We start from the raw sequence: 16,002 nt of genomic DNA on the forward strand, positions 1-16,002 counted from the left end.
AACGATCATTGCGGCGGGCGATGCATGAACGCTGCCCGCTGCAGCAACTACCTCGGATACTCCAGTTGCAGCGCGACCCAGCCTGACGTCGCGTCGCCGTAGCGTGCCGCGATATCTGCGAGGACGCCGGGAAGCACCGCTTCGCCACGCCGATCATCCGGAATCGTCACGCTCTCGTGCCGGATATTGGCCGGCTGCGTCAGCAACCGCAGCCCGTACTTCGACTCGATCACGTGCGCGTCCGCCGTCGCGACAACATCGCTGCGCCATGTCCGCGCCCACGCGTCGGCGGTCAACGCAACCGAAAGTTCGTCAACCCCATTCCCAACGGGAAGATCGAACGTCTCACGCCGCCAGAACGCAACGCGATTCATCAGCGCGGTCGCCACCGCGCGCGCGGTCAACACGAACCGGCTACCGTCGTGCACATCGCTCCATGCTTGCGCGCCGAGTTTCCGCGCGGTCTCGTGGGCCGCTCCCGGCCCGCCCAACGCACTCACCAAGGCAAGCGAAGCGGGAATCGATGCCGACACGCCGGTCGTCGTCATCACGTTGCCGTCCATCACGTAACGACGATCGTCGACCCACGTCGTCTCGGTAAAACGGCGACGCAGACGGTCCCGCGAATACCAGTGAGACGTGGCGGTGCGATGCCGCAGCAGGCCGGCGTTCGCGAGGACCTCTGCGCCATCGCAGATCGCCACCATCGTCGCGCCGGCAGTGGCCTGCTTGCGCAACCACGCGAGCACCGCCGGCCGGTCGGCACGATGCAGCGCGGGCACGATCACGACGTCCGCACCCGACGGGACGGTGGCATCGAACCGGTCGAACGTGGTATCGGCCAGCATGCGCAGCGCGGGCATCAGTTCGACAGCGCCTTCGTCGGCCGATACGGCAACGACATCGGCCGCACCGGACGCTTTCAGAATCGCGTAAGGGACGATAAAGTCGGTCGTCTCCGTTCCCGCGTTGTCCGCCACGATCGCAACGAGCGGCCGCCTGCGCCCCTCCTTCGGCGCGCTCATCGTCAGCGTCTGTACGACCGGCAGCGTGTCCTCCGCCATCGCCTGCGCCGGCCGCCCCAACGCCCACGCGCCCAGCATCCCGCACACGAGCAGCACCGCTGTCGGGCGCATCGCCCCGCTTGTCTTCCGTTCCCGCATCGCCCACCCGAGTCAATCGATTGCATGTCCGGGAAATTACAAGGATCATGCTCGCGGTCACAAGGACAACTCCACCGCACTTTCTGCCATGTCCCAGTCAACCGGTTCGGCACGCGACATCGTGGTCGTCGGCTTCGAAGGCGTCCAGTCACTCGACATCACGGGCCCAATGGAAGTGTTCGCGGTCGCGAACCGTTACCTTCCCGGCCATGCCGTGCCGTACCGGCTCACGCTCGCATCGCAGGACGGGGACGACATCGTCACGCACGCGGGCCTGCGTCTCGCCGCGCCGACCGCACTGGCGGCACTGCCCGGGTGTATCGACACGATCATCGTCGCCGGCGGCAGCGAAGCGGCACTGCGACACGCAGCGTCGGATGCCGGCGTACTGCCGTGGCTGCGCACGCGGATCGCGAGCACGCGGCGAATCGCGAGCATCTGCACGGGCGCGTTCGTGCTCGCCGCCGGCGGATGGCTGGACGGCAAACGTGCGACCACGCACTGGAACCAGTGTGCAGCGCTACAGGCACTGTGTCCTGAAGCACAGGTCGAGCCGGACGCGATCTACGTGAGCGACCCGCCGTTCCATACCTCGGCCGGCGTGACAGCCGGCATCGACCTGTGTCTCGCACTCGTCGAGGCGGATTGCGGTGCGCCGACCGCGCTCGCGGTCGCACGCGAACTCGTGCTGTTCATGCACCGCCCCGGCGGACAAGCGCAGTTCAGCGTCGGACTCGACATCCAGGCAAGCGCGACGCCGCGCATGCGCGCGCTGCTCACCGAAATCGCCGACGATCCGACCGGCGATCTTGGCGTCGCCGCGCTGGCCGCCCGCATGCACATGAGCGAACGGACGTTTGCGCGCAATTTCTTCAACGAGACCGGACACTCGCCCGCGCAATACGTGCTGGCAGCGCGGGTCGAGCGCGCGAAGGTGTTGCTGGAGCGAGCCGACTGGCCACTCGAACGGATCGCGGAACGTTCGGGATTCGGCAGCGTGGATGCGTTGCAGCGCGCGTTCGCGAAACGGGTCGGCACATCGCCGCGCGACTATCGTGCGCGCTTCGGGCAGCGACGCGCCAAGCGACAGGCGGAATAAGCCGTCACCGGATTCGGCGTCCGGGGCGATCGAGCCACGATGACGCGACGCCGGGAGGCCACATTTTCTGCGGCTGGCGAATTCCGGCCAACACGGGGCATTCCTGCTTCATCCAGCATTCAGGACGAGAAAAGGAACGGTCAGGCACGCCCCCAAGCAGTGCACGCATCCGGATTTTCACTACATTGCCGAAATCCGATATTGCCCGGAGATTTGGTTTCATACCGTTCACGCATCGGACCGGAACGCGATTGCCGCTCAACCGCGCCATCGCGTGCCGCCGACGAAGTCCAGGAGCGGGCCGACACACAAGGCCCGGGCGGCGATGACAGTCCTGCCACGCAGGACATTCGTGACGGAGCGAACATGGATACAAAACTCGCGCCTGACTCAGGCACCGACAGTGACGTAAGCCTCCTGCACAAGATGGGTTATGCGCAGGAACTGTCGAGACGGATGAACGGTTTCTCGAACTTCGCCGTGTCGTTTTCGGTGATCTGCATCCTGTCTGGCGGCATTACCGCGTTTCAGCTCGCGTTTTCCGCCACCGGCGGCGCATCGGTCGGCCTGGGCTGGCCGCTGGGTTCGCTGTTCGCGCTGATCGTCGCCGTATCGATGTCGCAGATCGCGTCCGCGTTTCCGACGGCGGGCGGCCTCTATCACTGGGGCGCGATCCTCGGCGGGAAGAAATGGGGGTGGATGACGGCGTGGCTCAACCTGATCGGCCTCATCTTCGTGATCGCCGCGATCAATTTCGGCACCTACGATCCGTTCTTCAAGACGCTGATCGCGCCGATGTTCGGCGTCAGCCCGGACAGCCTGACCTGGTGGCATCAAACGGCGTTCATCGCGTTCATCACGATCTCGCAGGCGATCCTGAACGCACGCGGCATCAGGATCGCCAGCAGGATCACCGACCTGTCGGGCTATCTGATCTTCGTCGTGACGATCGCGCTGGTCGTTTCGCTGCTCTACTATTCGCCCGTCACGTTCGACCTGCATCGGCTGGTCACCTTCACCAATTTCACCGGCGTCGACGGCGGTGCGTGGCCGAAGCAGGCCACGCCGCTCGCGTTCCTGTCCGGCCTGCTGCTGGTGACCTACACCATCACGGGTTTCGACGCGTCCGCGCATACGTCGGAGGAGACGCACGATGCGGCCAGAAACGTGCCGCGCGGCATCATCGGGTCGGTGTTCTGGTCCGCGATCTTCGGTTACGTGATGGTGTGCGCGTTCGTGCTGGTGATGCCCGACCTGACCGCCGCGATGAAACAGGGCACCGGCTTTTTCGAAGCGATACTCGCGCCGATTCCGAAGACCTTGCGGGTGTGCCTCGAACTCGCGATGTTCTTCATCAACTACGTATGCGGGCTCGCCGCGATCATGTCGACGTCGCGGATGGTGTATGCGTTCGCGCGCGACGGCGGGCTGCCGGCATCGAAGCTGCTGCGCAGCGTGAGTCACACGCACCGGACGCCCGGGCCCGCGATCTGGACCTGTGCGGTGCTCGCGATCGTCGTCACGCTGTACGGCGACGCGTTCTCGGTGCTGAGCGCCGGCAGCGCCGTGTTCCTGTTCATCTCGTATGCGATGCCGATCGGCTCGGGGATGCTGGCCGAAGGCCGCACGTGGACCGAAAAAGGTCCGTTCCAGCTGGGCATCTGGTCGAAGCCGTGTGCGTTGCTCGCGCTGGTCGGCGCCTGCGTGCTCGCGTATGTCGGCATCCAGCCGCCGAATGAAAAGGTGCTCTACGTGCTCGTCGGTTTCGTCGCGGTGCTGATGGTGATCTGGTACGGCTTCGGCGTGCGCAACACCTTCGCGGGGCCGCCGGTGCTGAAGGACACGCGGAACCTCGAGCGCATCCGCGAACTCGAGGCGAACGTCGATCCGACCGTCTGAAGCACCTTTGAAACGGGCTGAAACCGCCGACTTGGAGCGGTGTCATGCCCGTGATCTTCGCGACGGTCGCATTGCCCGTTACAACCGTCCCCGCATGCAACCCGGGCACCGATCACGCGGCCGCCGATGGTCCGGGCGGCCGCGCCGGTTCGTCACGCCGCCCTAATTCCCGCCGCCGTAGAACTGATTCATCCGCTCGAACTCGCCCGACTTCTGCGAGCGAATCAGTTCCTGCTTCACCTGAGCGCGCGTGATCGCCGCGGGGCCGCCCGCCTGCGACCCGGCACTGGGCATGGAGCCCACTGCGGTGGCGCTGAGCGCGGCATCCGAGGGTGTGCCGGGGCTCTCGTCGGCTCCGCCATCCGCCCGGGCAAGCCCGGTCGCACCCAGCATGCACACGGCGGCCAGCGCCGCCTTGTAAACCGTCTTCATCGTGGCACCTCATATGAAAAGACATTGCGACTCGTACGCGGGAACGGCGCCGAGGTCCGGCCGCCCGCGCGATTCGACACACCTCGCCGATGCAACAACGTCGGCCCCGACGGCATCGCCGCGCGTCGCGAATCGCGAGCATTCCGCTGCGTCGCTCCAGCCATCGGCGGCTTCGCACGTTCGAGGTTCCATCGAGCGACCTTCGCGTCCTCCTGTAACGTCCCCCGGACCAGCGCATTCGCATGCGAATGCGCAACAACACCTCGCAGCAGCCTGGCGCATGCGCTTGCCTGCGCGTCGTGCCGCAACGCGAATCGAACGTTCCTGTGGCGCGCATCCGCGATCGAACGGATCGCGCGCTTCGCGCCACCGCGCACCGGGCGGGGCAACCGGCAGGAATGGATTAATGATAGAAATCGGCCGGCCGGTTTAACGCCCCCTGACGAGGGGGCAATTATGGAATTCGTCGACTCGCCGACCTAAACTGGACACCGTATGCGCAAGGTGCACGCGGCCCTCGTTCGACGCAGTCGCGTGCCGGCCCGTCGTAGCGCAAGGGGCGCACCATGTCCGACAAGTATGTCGCGCTAGCGGGCCACATCCGGCGACTGTGTTCGTTCGGCATCGAACCGCGCCTCGTCATTCCTCATGTGGTTGAAGCAACGCGGCGCATCGTGGGCGCCGACTGGGGCATGTTCTTCTATACCGACGAACACTATGCGGTGTCGGACGTCTACAGCGAAAACGACACCGTCTATCAAGTCCTGCCCACTTACTTTGCCGACGTCCACAACACCGAAAAACAGGAGGTGCTCGGCGTCACGTTCTCGGATGCGATGCGCCGCGGCCGCGGATTCGAAAACAGCGCCCGTTACGACGCCGCGCTGCTGAAGAGTGCAATGTATGCGGAGCTGTGGCGGCCGGTCGGCATGCGACATTGTCTCGAGCTGACGGCAACCGATGGCACCCGTGGCTGGGGAAGCCTGAAGTTGTGCCGCGCGCCCGGCGCTCGTCCGTTCTCGGAAAAGAATCATCGCGACATCGCGCCCTTCGCGCGACATATCGCGCATGCGCTTTCGTGCCCGATACGTCCGCCGCAGCGCGAAGCGGAAGGCTGCCAGTCGGCGATCATGGTCATCGACAACACCGGAAAGGTGTTGCTGCAGAGCGAGGACAGCGTCAGGATGCTGGCGCTCGCGTCCGGCGAACCGCTTGCGTTCTATCGTCGCGACCGCTTTCCGAACTGGCTTGCGCCGCTGCTGACGAATGTCAATCGCATCTGGTGCGGCCTTCCGGTCGAACCCGCCACGATGGAACGCCGCAACGCGGCCGGCCGCTTCCGATTCAAGGCGTATCGCTTCGCGCATGCGAGCGCGCTGCCCTGCGAGCAGGCGATCGTGATCTACATCGAGCATTTCCTCCCGCACGAACTGGAAATCGAGCGACTCGGCTTCGAGTTCGGTCTGACGGAACGACAACGGCAGCTCTGTTCGCTACTCGTCCTCGGCCACTCGCAAACCGCCATCGCGCGCGGCCTCGCGCTGCGCGACAGCACCGTCGTCGATCATGTGCGAAAGATCTACCGCAAGCTCAACGTGCACAACCACGACGAATTGCGCAACGTCTTTCGCGTTGGCCAGCACGACTAGCGTCGCATGTCGTGTCGAAAGCGCAGCTGCAAACCTCGGCGATCAGACCGCGGAAAAACAGTTGTCGACGAACAGATGCGTGCCATTGACGAAACTCGACTCGTCGGACGCGAGGAACAGCGCGGCCGCCGCGACTTCCGACGGTTCGCACAACCGGCCCTGCTGAACCGCGATCGCCGCTTCGGTCGCGTCGACGCCCATCGCCTGCAGGTCCTTGAGTTCGCGCATCCCGTGCGGCGTGCGGATGAACCCCGGCGCCAGCGCGTTGCAGCGAATCCCGCGGTCGCGGTACTCGACCGCGATGGCCCGCGCGAACATGTGGCACGCACCCTTGGTCGCGTCGTACAGCACTTCGCCGGGCGTCGCGCAGACCGCCGAAATCGACGACGTGCACACGATGCTGCCGCGCCCCTTCTCGAGCATCTGCGGCAGCACCGCCTTCGTCACCAGGAACATGCTCTTGACGTTCACGCCCATCAGCCAGTCCCACTCCGACTCTTCGATGTCGAGGAACGGTTTGACGATCAGCGTCCCGGCATGATTGAACAGGATGTCTGCATTGCCGTACTGCTCCCGCGCCGCATCGACGGCCCGCTGAACCTCCGCCTGTTTCGACACGTCGGCGCCGAGGCCAATCGCCTGCAGGCCGGCATCGCGCAGCCTCGACGCAAGTGCTTCGGCGGCGTCACCGTCGCGGTCGATGATCGCGACCTTCGCGCCCTGTGCGGCGAACAGTTCGGACGCAGCGCCACCGCATCCGCCGGCGCCGCCGCTGACGATGGCGACCTTGCCGGCCAGGCGGCCGTCAATCTTGACATTCATTCTTCGTTCTCCTGTCTGGTTGGATCGGCGCGCTCAACTGAACAGCGTCCGAAGATGATCGTTGAGAAAGAAACCTTCAGGGTCCACGCTGCGGCGCAGTGCGCGGAACGCTTCGGCCTTCGGGAACCAGCGGTCCACGTCTTCGCGGTTCGTGAAATGCAGCTTGCCCCAGTGCGGACGCGAGCCGTAATCGCGCAGGATGTCGTCGACGTCCTTCAGGAACGGCCAGTAGTCGACGCCGTTCGGGCCGCCCGAGCATGAAATGGTGACGCTGTCCTGGTGGTTGAACGGGCTGATCCACGCCGGGTCGCCCTTCGTGAAGCGATACTCGACCGGGAAAATGCAGTCACGGTGTTTCGTGAGGATCAGGTCGCGAACGCGGCGCAGCGCTTCCTTGCCGTGTTGTGCGGGCACCGCGTACTCGAGCTCGTGGAAGTTCGGCACGTAGTGGATCGCATACACCTCGGAGCTGTATGCGATCTTCTCGTGCTCGCCCTCGTGATACGTGCGCTCATCGGTGACGTCCATCACCTTGATCTCGCACACGTCGTAGTCTTTCTTCGAGTTCGACACCTTCGTGGTATCGGGCAGGCAGTACAGGTCGCGGCTTTCTGACGTCGGACACCAGAAGAACCCGAAATGCCGATACTTCGCTGCCAGGTCGTCGTATTGCTCCATCAGCGCTTCGAAATCCTCGCGCCAGACCCGGTCGTGCAGCCAGAACGCATCGGTCACCTGCAGCGTCATCTCCGACACCACGCCGAACATGCCGATATTCACCTGCGTCGCATGGAGCAGGTCGAGGTCCTTCCGGTCGCTCACTTCCATGATCGAGCCGTCGGCGCGCACGATGCGCATCCCGACGACCTGCGACGACAGGTTGCTCAGCGTCGTCCCGGTGCCGTGCGTGCCGGTGGCGAACGCGCCGGCAATCGCCTGCGAATCGATGTCGCCCTGGTTGACGAGCGACAGGCCGAGTGCCTTCAGGTGACGCGTCACCGCATTGATTTTCGTGCCGGCCTTCACCGTCACACGCTTGCGCGCTTGATCGACATCGACGATGCCCTGGTAGTCCTGGAGCGACAGCAGCAGGCCGCTCGTCGCCACGACCGGCGTGAACGAGTGCCCCGACCCCGCGCATCGGACGTGCTTGCCCTGGCGCGTCGCGGTACGCACCAGCTCCGCGATCTCGGCCTCGCTGGTCGGCGACGCGAGGTGCGCGGCCACGCACGACTGATTGCCGACCCAGTTTCTCCAGAATCCGCCACGGGGAAGTTCCATCAACGTCTCTCCAGATAGGCACCGCGGTGCGTTGTCGGCATGGCTCGGTGAACAGCAACGTATTGATGCCAAAGGTAGGGTGCCGAAACGCTTTTCACTATCGGATTTCGGCAAGCGAGGGTTTCCACGAGGCTGCGCTTTTTGACCGGCTCGCCGAGCGGCTACAATGATTCGACCCGGCCCGCTCCCTCCCGCCCCCGATGACGCCGTCTGCCCACCTGAGCGATTTCTCTGGCGCCCCGTTGTTCGCGCGAACGGTCGCGTTCTGCGCGTTCACCGACGTGGCGGAACAGGCGCGGTCGTTCGAAGGCTGGAACCTGAATTACACGCAGATCTCGGGCGGCCTGTTTCATGGCTCGTCGTCGATCGTGTCGCTGGGCGGCATCAAGCTGCTGGTCGAGGATCTCGACAAGGTCATCCTGCAGCGCGGCGCGGTGCCGTCAGACCGGATCGCCGTGGCCGTGCCGCTGGAGCTGGAAGGGCATGCGCGCATGTGCGGCGAGAAGAGCGGGCGGAACAGCCTGCACGTGTTCTCGAGCCTGCCGGAATTCGAGTTCTACTCGCCCGACCGGCACGTGCTCGTGAACGTCGAGATCGAACCCGACAAGCTGTCGACGCCGGCGATGCGCACGGTCGCCGCGTCACTGCGCGCACGCACCCTCGCCCCGCTGATCCCGATGGCCGCATACGTCGCGGACAATCTGCGCGACCTGCTGCGCCGCACGCTCGCCGCCGCGGCGAAAAGCACCTCCGCTGAAGACATGACGACGCAGGACCGCATCGAACTGCTGGAGCGCACCGTGCTGTACGCGATCTCGGAGGTGTTGACGGCAGCCGCGCCGGAGGACGGCGCGCAAGCCGCGCGCCCGACGAAGTACTGGTCGCTGGTCAACGCGGTGCAGGAGCGGCTACAGGACGCATCGACCTGCCCGCTGTCGATCGCCGAGCTGTGCGTGCAGCTCGGCATCAGCCGGCGCACCGCGCAGTATGCGTTCCACGACACGCTCAATCTGAACCCGATTGCGTATCTGCGCGCCGTTCGACTGAACCACGCGCGCCGCGAGCTTCGGCTCGGCGAATCCGTGACGTCCGCCGCAACCAAATGGGGCTTCTGGCACCTGAGCAGTTTCGCGCAGGACTATCGCGCGATGTTCGGCGAGCTGCCGTCGGTTACGGCCCGGCGCTACGCGCGCCACGCGAGCTGAACACCTGTCGCGGTTCGGCGGCCGGTGCAGACCTCGCACCGGCCGCCGCGCTGCGTTGCTACGTCACTCGTCCTGCTGTTCCTGCTGCGCCTGCACCTGCCGCTGCTGGATGAACTGCCGCACATCGCTCATCGTCACGCGGCCGGTGTGCTTCGCATCGATCTCGTCGAAGTGCTTCGACACGAAACCGAGCCCGCTGCTCTGCGCCTGCGCCTTCGTCACGGCCGCGCCGTTGCTCAGCACCGTATTGGCGCCGAGCCTCGCATCGACCCGCTGCTGCGCCTGCTGCTGCAGAGTCGCGCCGGTCGACGGCAACACCGGCGCCGCCCGCGTGGACGGAAAGAACGGACCGTCGACGCCGCGCCCGCCATGCGGAAGCTTCACCGGCGCCACCGCCTGCGGCGGCAAGGCGTGGGCGCTGCTCATCGCGGCACCGACGACGATCAACGCAGACATACGCCGAATCATTTGGATTAGGGACATGATCGCTCGCATTCAATGGATGAATAGAGGGTTCCTCTGACAAGGAGTCCGTCGCTCAAGGGGCCGCCGCCAGCGTCGTCGCGGCCGTCGCGCCCGGGATGCTGCCGGTCGGCACGCTGGGCGGGTTTTCGTCCGGCCAAGGCGGCGGCAGCGTATGCAGCGTCAGCGCCGTCGGAATCCGCGCGCCCTTGTAGAACGTCTTCAGGTCACGCTTCATCTGCGGACGAGCGACATCGTCGAGGTAAATCATGTGACCGCCCTGGAAGAAGTTCACCTGCAGCTTCGGATTCAGGCCCTTCACCGTCTGCAGCCGCGCGAGTTGCTTCTCGGTATTGAAGAACGGCGTGGCCAGATCGTGGAAGCCGTTCTCCGCGAGCACGCGAAGCTTCGGGTTGAGCTGCAGCGCGCCGAGCAGATCGGGGATCGTGTCGGGCATCGGCTGGCCGTCGTGCGTGAAGTCCCAGACGCCGATGATGTTGTCGTTCAGCGGCAGGTAGGTCGCGTTCGGTGCGGTATAGCCGAGGTAGTCAGGCATCTGCGTCGCGAGCGCGTTCGTGAACGGCTGCGAAATCAGGATGTCGGACGGGTCGCCGTCGGTTTGCAGGCGCGGATCGGAGTTCGGCAACGACACACGTCCGTCATACCGTCCGATCGTCGTTCCGGGCAGCAGGCTCGTGCCGAACGGGTTCGCGTTGAAGTAGCCCTGCAGCGCCTGCAGCGTCAGGCCCGACGGTATCCCCCACAGCTTGAGCGTCGCATCGCTCGGGAACACCGGCGTGCCGAGCGCATCCGGAATGCCGAGCTGGCTCAACACCCACGACTGCGAGTACTTCTGCAGCTGGTTGTAGATCAGCGTCGTGAACAATTCCGTCTGCAGTGCGTACAGATCCTGGTTCACCGGCGCCGGCGAGACCTGGTTGAAGTACGCCGCGACCGCCGCATACCCGGGCAGGTAACCGGCCACGGTATCGGTTTCGAGCAGCAGCCCCTCCGTCGACTGCGTGATCGCCACCGCCTCCACCGCATCCGCGAAGTAGTTCAGGATCGCCGACTGCAGCACGATGCCGGTCAGGTGCACGCCGGCCGATTCGAGCGCCAGCGCCAGCATGTCGGTACGCGGCGTGCCGTACGATTCGCCGTACAGGTAGATCGGCGACGTGCTGCGGCTGTTGACGTTCAGGTAGCGCTGGATGAAGTCGCGCATGATGTTCACGTCCGCATCGGAACCCCAGTACTTCTGGTTGGTGTTCGGCAAGACGGCTTCCGACAGCCCGGTTCCCGGCGGGTCGATGAACACGAGGTCGGTGGTGTCGATCAGGCTGTCGGCGTTGTCGACGATCGGATAGTTCGGCCAGTTGGTGCCGAAACCCGGATCGGGCGTGGCCACCCGCGTCGGCGCGAACGAGCCGAGACGCAGCCAGATCGACGACGAGCCGGGGCCGCCGTTATATACGAACGTGACGGGACGCGGCTTGCCGTTGGTGCTCGGCGCGGTGTACGCGACATACGACATCGACGCTTCCGCGTTGCCGTTCGCGTCCTGCGCGGTCAGGTGGCCGGTGGTCGTCGTGTAGCTGACCGTCTTGCTGCCGCCCGTCCACTGGTAATGCATGATCGCCGCTTTCTCCGACACCTGCGCGGCGGCGAGGCCGTCGGTCGCATTCATCGAATACGCAACCTGGTCGACGTAAGGCTGGTTGGCCGCCGGTGCCTGACTGCTGGCCGCTTGTGCGCTGGCCTGCTGGCTGGCCGTTGTCTGCGCAAGGCTCGACGCGCCGACGGACGACGAATCGTCGCCGCCGCATGCCGCGAGCGCCAGTGTCATGACCGTCAATGCGCCTAGCCCGACCAACCGGCCGTGACGAGCACGGCGGCTGCCGGTACTGCTCCTGTCTGGTTTCATCTCTATCCTTGTGCCTGGTTCGGATACCACTTCACAAAGGCCGCCTTCGCCGGCGAGACGCGCAGCAACACCCGCCACTCGCGCAAAAGGCGGTTGGGATCGGACTGCTTCAAGAGACTGAACGTGATACAGACACAGCAAACTGCTGGCGAGAATCGTGCTTGAACCGCCCCCTGCAGTTTGGACTTCTTTTCTGATTACCTGAATTTACGACACCGACAAAAATAGGCGGTGCTGCGCCGCGTTGTCAAAGATCATTCCGATATTAAAAATCCCGTAATGATGCGAACGACGGCCAGTGTCTGGAATTTGAAAGACAAAAAGATTATTCGTGCAAGGCGCGCTTTATCGGCAATGATTCGCCGAATATTTTACTTCTGTCGCACAACTCACAAACCTTTCCGGTATTGATGCAGCGCTTGCATACCCTTCAGATCGACTGGATTTTTCTTTCATTTTTATTATCGACAATCGATTAAGGTGCCGTCACGCCATGCACACGCCATTCGATGACGCGATTCGCTTCAGGCATTCTTCAATCCAGGCGCTTATGTGCATTGCGCCATCCATAAAATACCGATTGCGTTAATTCACGGCCGTTTCGGCGGAATTATTTACCCGATATTCGAATCCATTTCCCGGGCGGGCAACGGCGTGCGGACTCGCCGCACGCCGCGCATCACCCGCGGTCAACCCGCCATCAATTCCCGCCGCCCGGCAGTGCGATATCGATCAGCACCGGATCGTGATCCGACGAGCGATACGCATCCGGCGCGTAGTACGTCTTCTGCTGCTCGGCCGACTTGTACGCGAGCGTGTACTGCAGCGCGAGCGGCTCGTCCGCGTTGATGTGCCATTCGTGCACGGCCTTCACGTGCGACGCGAGCGGCAGCGTTGCGAGCGCATGATCGAGATAACCGGCTTCGCCGTTGTACACGTAGCTGTACGCGTTCGCGCCGATCCAGCGCGCGACGAGGTTGCGGTAGCCGCGCGATTCGAGCGTGCGGATCGGGGCTTCGTGCGTGTAGCTGTTGAAGTCGCCGATCAGCAGCACGCCCTGGCCCGCGACACCCGTCGGCGTGCCGGCGAGCCAGTCGGCGACCTTCGCCGCCGCGCGCGTGCGGGTCGGGTTCCAGCAGCCCTGGCCGTCGCCCTGGTCGAGATCGTCGTTCGCGGCGTCCGGGCAGTTCTTCGACTTCAGGTGGTTCACCGCGACCGTCAGCGCCTGCTTGCCGCCGATGCGACGGAACGACTGCGCGAGCGGCTGGCGATTCTTGTCGTCGATCGCGAGCGTCGCCGCGCGGCCGACCGGTTCGACCTTGCGGCTGTCGTAGATCAGCGCGACCGCGATCGCGTCGCCGCCGAGGCGCGATGTGCCCGGATCGACGACGCGCCAGTTGTTGCCGAGCTTCGCCGCGAGCTGGCGCACCGCGCTCAGTTCGCCGTAGCCGTTGTTCTGGATTTCCATCAGGCCGATCACGTCGGCGTCGAGCGCCTTCAGTGCGCTGACGATCTTCGCTTCCTGACGCTGGAATTCGACGTAGGTCTTCGCGCCGCGGTTGTTCGGATCGTCGAAGCCGCCGCCGAGACCGTTGCCGTTGAAGTAGTTGAGGACGTTGAACGACGCGACGCGCAGGTTCGATTTCGGATCGCGCGCGGGCGCGTTGGTGCGCGGGTTCGTGCGCGCCTCGAACGCCGGCACGGCCGCGCCGGGCAGCGGCTGCACGCGCCATGCGCCGTAACGCACTTCGAGCACGCCTTCGATGTCGCGCACGGTGTAGCCCGCGCGCAGCGTGTTCGCGGCCGACAGGCCGGGCGCCGGATACGGCACGGTCGCGGGGTTCTGCTTGTTCGAGCCGTCGTCGAGGATCAGGCGGTTGCGCGCGTTCGCGTCGATCTGCGTTTGCGCCTGTGCGGGCGGCACGACGCTCGTCGGCGTGCGCAGGCGGCCGTTGCTGAGCATCACGCTGCCGTAGCGGCCGAGCTCGTAGTTGTCGGTGACGTTCAGCGTCTGCGGCAGGCGCACGAGCATCCCTTCATACGCGGCGAACGCGTTCGGGCTGTCGACCGGCAGCGTGAGCGTCACGGGCGTGACGGTCTGGCCGTTCGCGCATACCGCGATCGCACCCGACTGCGTGAGCTGCGTCTGCCCGTACTTCTCCTCGACCTTGCCCGTCACGTGCACGAGATCGCCCGCCTTCGCGCGCACTTTCGGCGCATAGACGAACAGGCCTTCGGACACGCCCGGCTGGTTGCGGCGCTGTGCGTCGGCCTGCTGGACGAAGAAGCCGCCGAACCCGTCCGTGCCGCCGAAATCGGCGGTGACGACGGCTTCGATCGACACGTTCTGGCCGGCGAGCGGCGACGGCGCGCCCGGCCCCTGGATATCGGCGATCGGCGTCGTGCTGCCGCCGCAGTTCGGGCTGACGGGAGCGACGGTGGCGGCGAACACCGGCGCGGCGGCGAGCGTCGGGAGCAGCAATAGCGGGGCAAACAGGCGGATTGTCGAGCGCATGACGGGAGATCCCGGTTGTGAGGGTGGCGAAAGCTTAGCGGCGCTCAATGACAGTTTTTGGTAATCAAAAGACAGGTAAATGTAACAAGTGATTTCGCGCGGCGATCGCCACCGGCCGCGCGGTTGTGCCGGAAAACGCGGGGAAATCGTCTGATGAAAATCCATCGTGCCCGTGACGATTCCCCGCGACGCTTCGGCAACGCGCCGCCGCGCTAGACCGTCCCCGGCAGTGCGCTCGACGCGAGCACGGCCGCCACCATCAGCACGCCGCCCAGCACGACCGCCTCGATCCGCAACACCGCGCCGAACCCACGCAACGGGCCGGCCGGCATCGCGGCGGCCGGGTCTTTCAACTCGGACAGCAACTTCGGCATCCCGAAGAACCGGTTGTGTCCGCCGAGCGCCGCCGCGATCAGCACGAGCGCGAGCTTCAGCAGCAGGATCTGCCCGTAGCTCGACGCGAGCAGGTTGGCCGGCGTATCGATGCCGCGCCATCCGTTGTACGCGCCGGTCGCAAACAACACGATCAACGCAACCGTCGACGCATCGGACAGCGACTGAACGAACGATGCGCCGGTCGCGCGTTCGCTCGCCGGCATGCCGGCAAGACGCGGCATCACGCCGAACGCCGTCACGAACACGAGCCCGACCCACGCGCTGATCGCGAGCAGATGCAGCCAGTCGACCCACACCGGCACGCTGAACAACCCCGCGTCGACTGGATGCCCGCCGTTGCTGCGCGCGAGCGCGACACAAGCGAGCGCAACCCATATCGTGAACGGAAATCGCGTGTCGTTCGCATGCCTGAGAAACGACAGCAGCACGATCACCACCATGAACGCAGCACCGGCCAGCCACGCGTGGCCGAATCCGGTGCCCACGAGCATCGCGCAGACGGCCGGCCCGGCTTCGAGCAGCGACACGTCGCTCATCAGCGCGCAGTGCGCCCAGAACGCGGTGATGCTCGCGAACAGCGACACGACGGACGCGATGCGCAGCGTCGCGACGAGGCGCCGCCCGATGCCGTGCTGCCACGCCGACGCGCCGCGCGCGAGCCAGTGGCTGCCGAGCAGCGCGCCTACGATGCCCGCGAACCCGGCGTTCTGGATCGCCACCGACACGAGCCGCAGCAGGCCGACGAAACCGTCGTTCATCCCTTCACCCTGAACGTATAAGTGCCCTTGGTGCGATGCGCATCGGCCGTCATCGCCGCCCACTGCACCGTGTACGCGCCTGGCGCGAGCTTCGGCATCGCAACCGTCATCACGCGCGGGTTCGACGCGTCGACCTTCGCCTTGTCCTGCGTGACGGCGTTGCCGTTCGCGTCCGACACCTTCACCGAACTGAACGCCGGTTCGAGGTCTTCGTTGAAGGTGAGCCGCACCGTGTCGGGCGCGGTGTCGACCGTGCTGCCCGTCGCCGGTGCGGCGCTTTCCAGCTTGCCGTGCGCCGATGCCGCGACCGGCGCGGCAGCGAGGATCGCGCCGGCCGCGGCGAAGCCGGCCAGCCGCCTGAGCGTCGTGATCTTGATCTTCATGTTCGTGCCCGGCG

The 16,002-nt window shown here is 65.3% G+C and carries 13 protein-coding genes; 4 read left to right on the top strand and 9 right to left on the bottom strand.

The genetic code is table 11. From position 1 onward, the window contains the following. Positions 1–47 precede the first annotated feature (47 nt). Positions 48–1,163 carry a DJ-1/PfpI family protein gene (locus H3H55_RS30365; protein ID WP_193101446.1) on the bottom strand — a complete coding sequence of 372 codons (1,116 nt, stop codon included), beginning with the start codon at positions 1,161–1,163 and terminating at the stop codon, positions 48–50. A gap of 88 nt (positions 1,164–1,251) precedes the next feature. On the opposite strand from H3H55_RS30365, the gene H3H55_RS30370 reads away from it, so the two are divergent. After that, entirely contained in the window at positions 1,252–2,262 is a 1,011-nt protein-coding gene (locus H3H55_RS30370) for a GlxA family transcriptional regulator (RefSeq protein WP_193101448.1), read from the top strand. Between the two features lie 366 nt (positions 2,263–2,628). Then, positions 2,629–4,161: an amino acid permease gene (locus H3H55_RS30375; protein WP_193101450.1), complete on the top strand. Its 1,533-nt coding sequence runs from the start codon at positions 2,629–2,631 to the stop codon at positions 4,159–4,161. A 162-nt stretch (positions 4,162–4,323) separates the two neighbouring features. Here the strand turns inward: H3H55_RS30375 and H3H55_RS30380 are convergent, their stop codons facing one another. Beyond that, a complete protein-coding gene (locus H3H55_RS30380; protein ID WP_193101452.1) occupies positions 4,324–4,593 on the bottom strand; it encodes a DUF4148 domain-containing protein in 270 nt (89 codons plus the stop codon). A gap of 566 nt (positions 4,594–5,159) precedes the next feature. Between H3H55_RS30380 and H3H55_RS30385 the strand changes: the two genes are divergently transcribed. Beyond that, positions 5,160–6,242 carry a helix-turn-helix transcriptional regulator gene (locus H3H55_RS30385; protein ID WP_193101454.1) on the top strand — a complete coding sequence of 361 codons (1,083 nt, stop codon included), beginning with the start codon at positions 5,160–5,162 and terminating at the stop codon, positions 6,240–6,242. Positions 6,243–6,284: 42 nt separating this feature from the next. On the opposite strand, the gene H3H55_RS30390 is transcribed toward H3H55_RS30385, so the two are convergent. Together H3H55_RS30390 and H3H55_RS30395 are read right to left on the bottom strand one after the other, a co-directional pair. Further along, positions 6,285–7,064 (bottom strand): SDR family NAD(P)-dependent oxidoreductase, encoded by a 780-nt coding sequence (locus H3H55_RS30390; protein WP_193101456.1) that lies wholly within the window; start codon positions 7,062–7,064, stop codon positions 6,285–6,287. 33 nt (positions 7,065–7,097) lie between these two features. Further along, on the bottom strand, positions 7,098–8,345 hold the full coding sequence (locus tag H3H55_RS30395; protein ID WP_193101458.1) for a D-arabinono-1,4-lactone oxidase: 1,248 nt from the start codon (positions 8,343–8,345) through the stop codon (positions 7,098–7,100). Positions 8,346–8,587: 242 nt separating this feature from the next. On the opposite strand from H3H55_RS30395, the gene H3H55_RS30400 reads away from it, so the two are divergent. Further along, on the top strand, positions 8,588–9,550 hold the full coding sequence (locus H3H55_RS30400; protein ID WP_226800410.1) for a helix-turn-helix domain-containing protein: 963 nt from the start codon (positions 8,588–8,590) through the stop codon (positions 9,548–9,550). Between the two features lie 63 nt (positions 9,551–9,613). Here the strand turns inward: H3H55_RS30400 and H3H55_RS30405 are convergent, their stop codons facing one another. The 5 genes from H3H55_RS30405 to copC form a co-directional block, all read right to left on the bottom strand. Next, positions 9,614–10,006, bottom strand: coding sequence for a 2-oxoglutarate dehydrogenase (locus tag H3H55_RS30405; protein ID WP_226800411.1), 393 nt, complete (start codon positions 10,004–10,006; stop codon positions 9,614–9,616). 82 nt (positions 10,007–10,088) lie between these two features. Further along, positions 10,089–11,936 carry a S10 family serine carboxypeptidase-like protein gene (locus H3H55_RS30410; RefSeq protein WP_193101462.1) on the bottom strand — a complete coding sequence of 616 codons (1,848 nt, stop codon included), beginning with the start codon at positions 11,934–11,936 and terminating at the stop codon, positions 10,089–10,091. Between the two features lie 700 nt (positions 11,937–12,636). Then, the gene (locus tag H3H55_RS30415) at positions 12,637–14,451 is read right to left on the bottom strand and encodes an ExeM/NucH family extracellular endonuclease (protein WP_193101464.1); all 1,815 of its coding nucleotides are present in this window, start codon (positions 14,449–14,451) and stop codon (positions 12,637–12,639) included. 212 nt (positions 14,452–14,663) lie between these two features. Further along, entirely contained in the window at positions 14,664–15,605 is a 942-nt protein-coding gene (locus H3H55_RS30420; protein WP_193101466.1) for a copper resistance D family protein, read from the bottom strand. Continuing rightward, positions 15,602–15,988, bottom strand: coding sequence for a copper homeostasis periplasmic binding protein CopC (gene copC, locus H3H55_RS30425; protein ID WP_226800412.1), 387 nt, complete (start codon positions 15,986–15,988; stop codon positions 15,602–15,604). The genes H3H55_RS30420 and copC overlap by 4 nt, the downstream gene beginning before the upstream one ends. Between the last annotated feature and the right edge of the window lie 14 nt (positions 15,989–16,002).

It is taken from the genome of Burkholderia sp. Z1 (assembly GCF_014893795.1).
Taxonomy (GTDB): Bacteria; Pseudomonadota; Gammaproteobacteria; order Burkholderiales; family Burkholderiaceae; genus Burkholderia; species Burkholderia theae.

Coding starts and splice junctions, on each gene's coding strand:
- H3H55_RS30365 (WP_193101446.1), bottom strand. CDS start 1,163: ATGCGGGAACGGAAGACAAGCGGGGCGATGCGCCCGACAGCGGTGCTG.
- H3H55_RS30370 (WP_193101448.1), top strand. CDS start 1,252: ATGTCCCAGTCAACCGGTTCGGCACGCGACATCGTGGTCGTCGGCTTC.
- H3H55_RS30375 (WP_193101450.1), top strand. CDS start 2,629: ATGGATACAAAACTCGCGCCTGACTCAGGCACCGACAGTGACGTAAGC.
- H3H55_RS30380 (WP_193101452.1), bottom strand. CDS start 4,593: ATGAAGACGGTTTACAAGGCGGCGCTGGCCGCCGTGTGCATGCTGGGT.
- H3H55_RS30385 (WP_193101454.1), top strand. CDS start 5,160: ATGTCCGACAAGTATGTCGCGCTAGCGGGCCACATCCGGCGACTGTGT.
- H3H55_RS30390 (WP_193101456.1), bottom strand. CDS start 7,064: ATGAATGTCAAGATTGACGGCCGCCTGGCCGGCAAGGTCGCCATCGTC.
- H3H55_RS30395 (WP_193101458.1), bottom strand. CDS start 8,345: ATGGAACTTCCCCGTGGCGGATTCTGGAGAAACTGGGTCGGCAATCAG.
- H3H55_RS30405 (WP_226800411.1), bottom strand. CDS start 10,006: ATGTCTGCGTTGATCGTCGTCGGTGCCGCGATGAGCAGCGCCCACGCC.
- H3H55_RS30410 (WP_193101462.1), bottom strand. CDS start 11,936: ATGAAACCAGACAGGAGCAGTACCGGCAGCCGCCGTGCTCGTCACGGC.
- H3H55_RS30415 (WP_193101464.1), bottom strand. CDS start 14,451: ATGCGCTCGACAATCCGCCTGTTTGCCCCGCTATTGCTGCTCCCGACG.
- H3H55_RS30420 (WP_193101466.1), bottom strand. CDS start 15,605: ATGAACGACGGTTTCGTCGGCCTGCTGCGGCTCGTGTCGGTGGCGATC.
- copC (WP_226800412.1), bottom strand. CDS start 15,988: ATGAAGATCAAGATCACGACGCTCAGGCGGCTGGCCGGCTTCGCCGCG.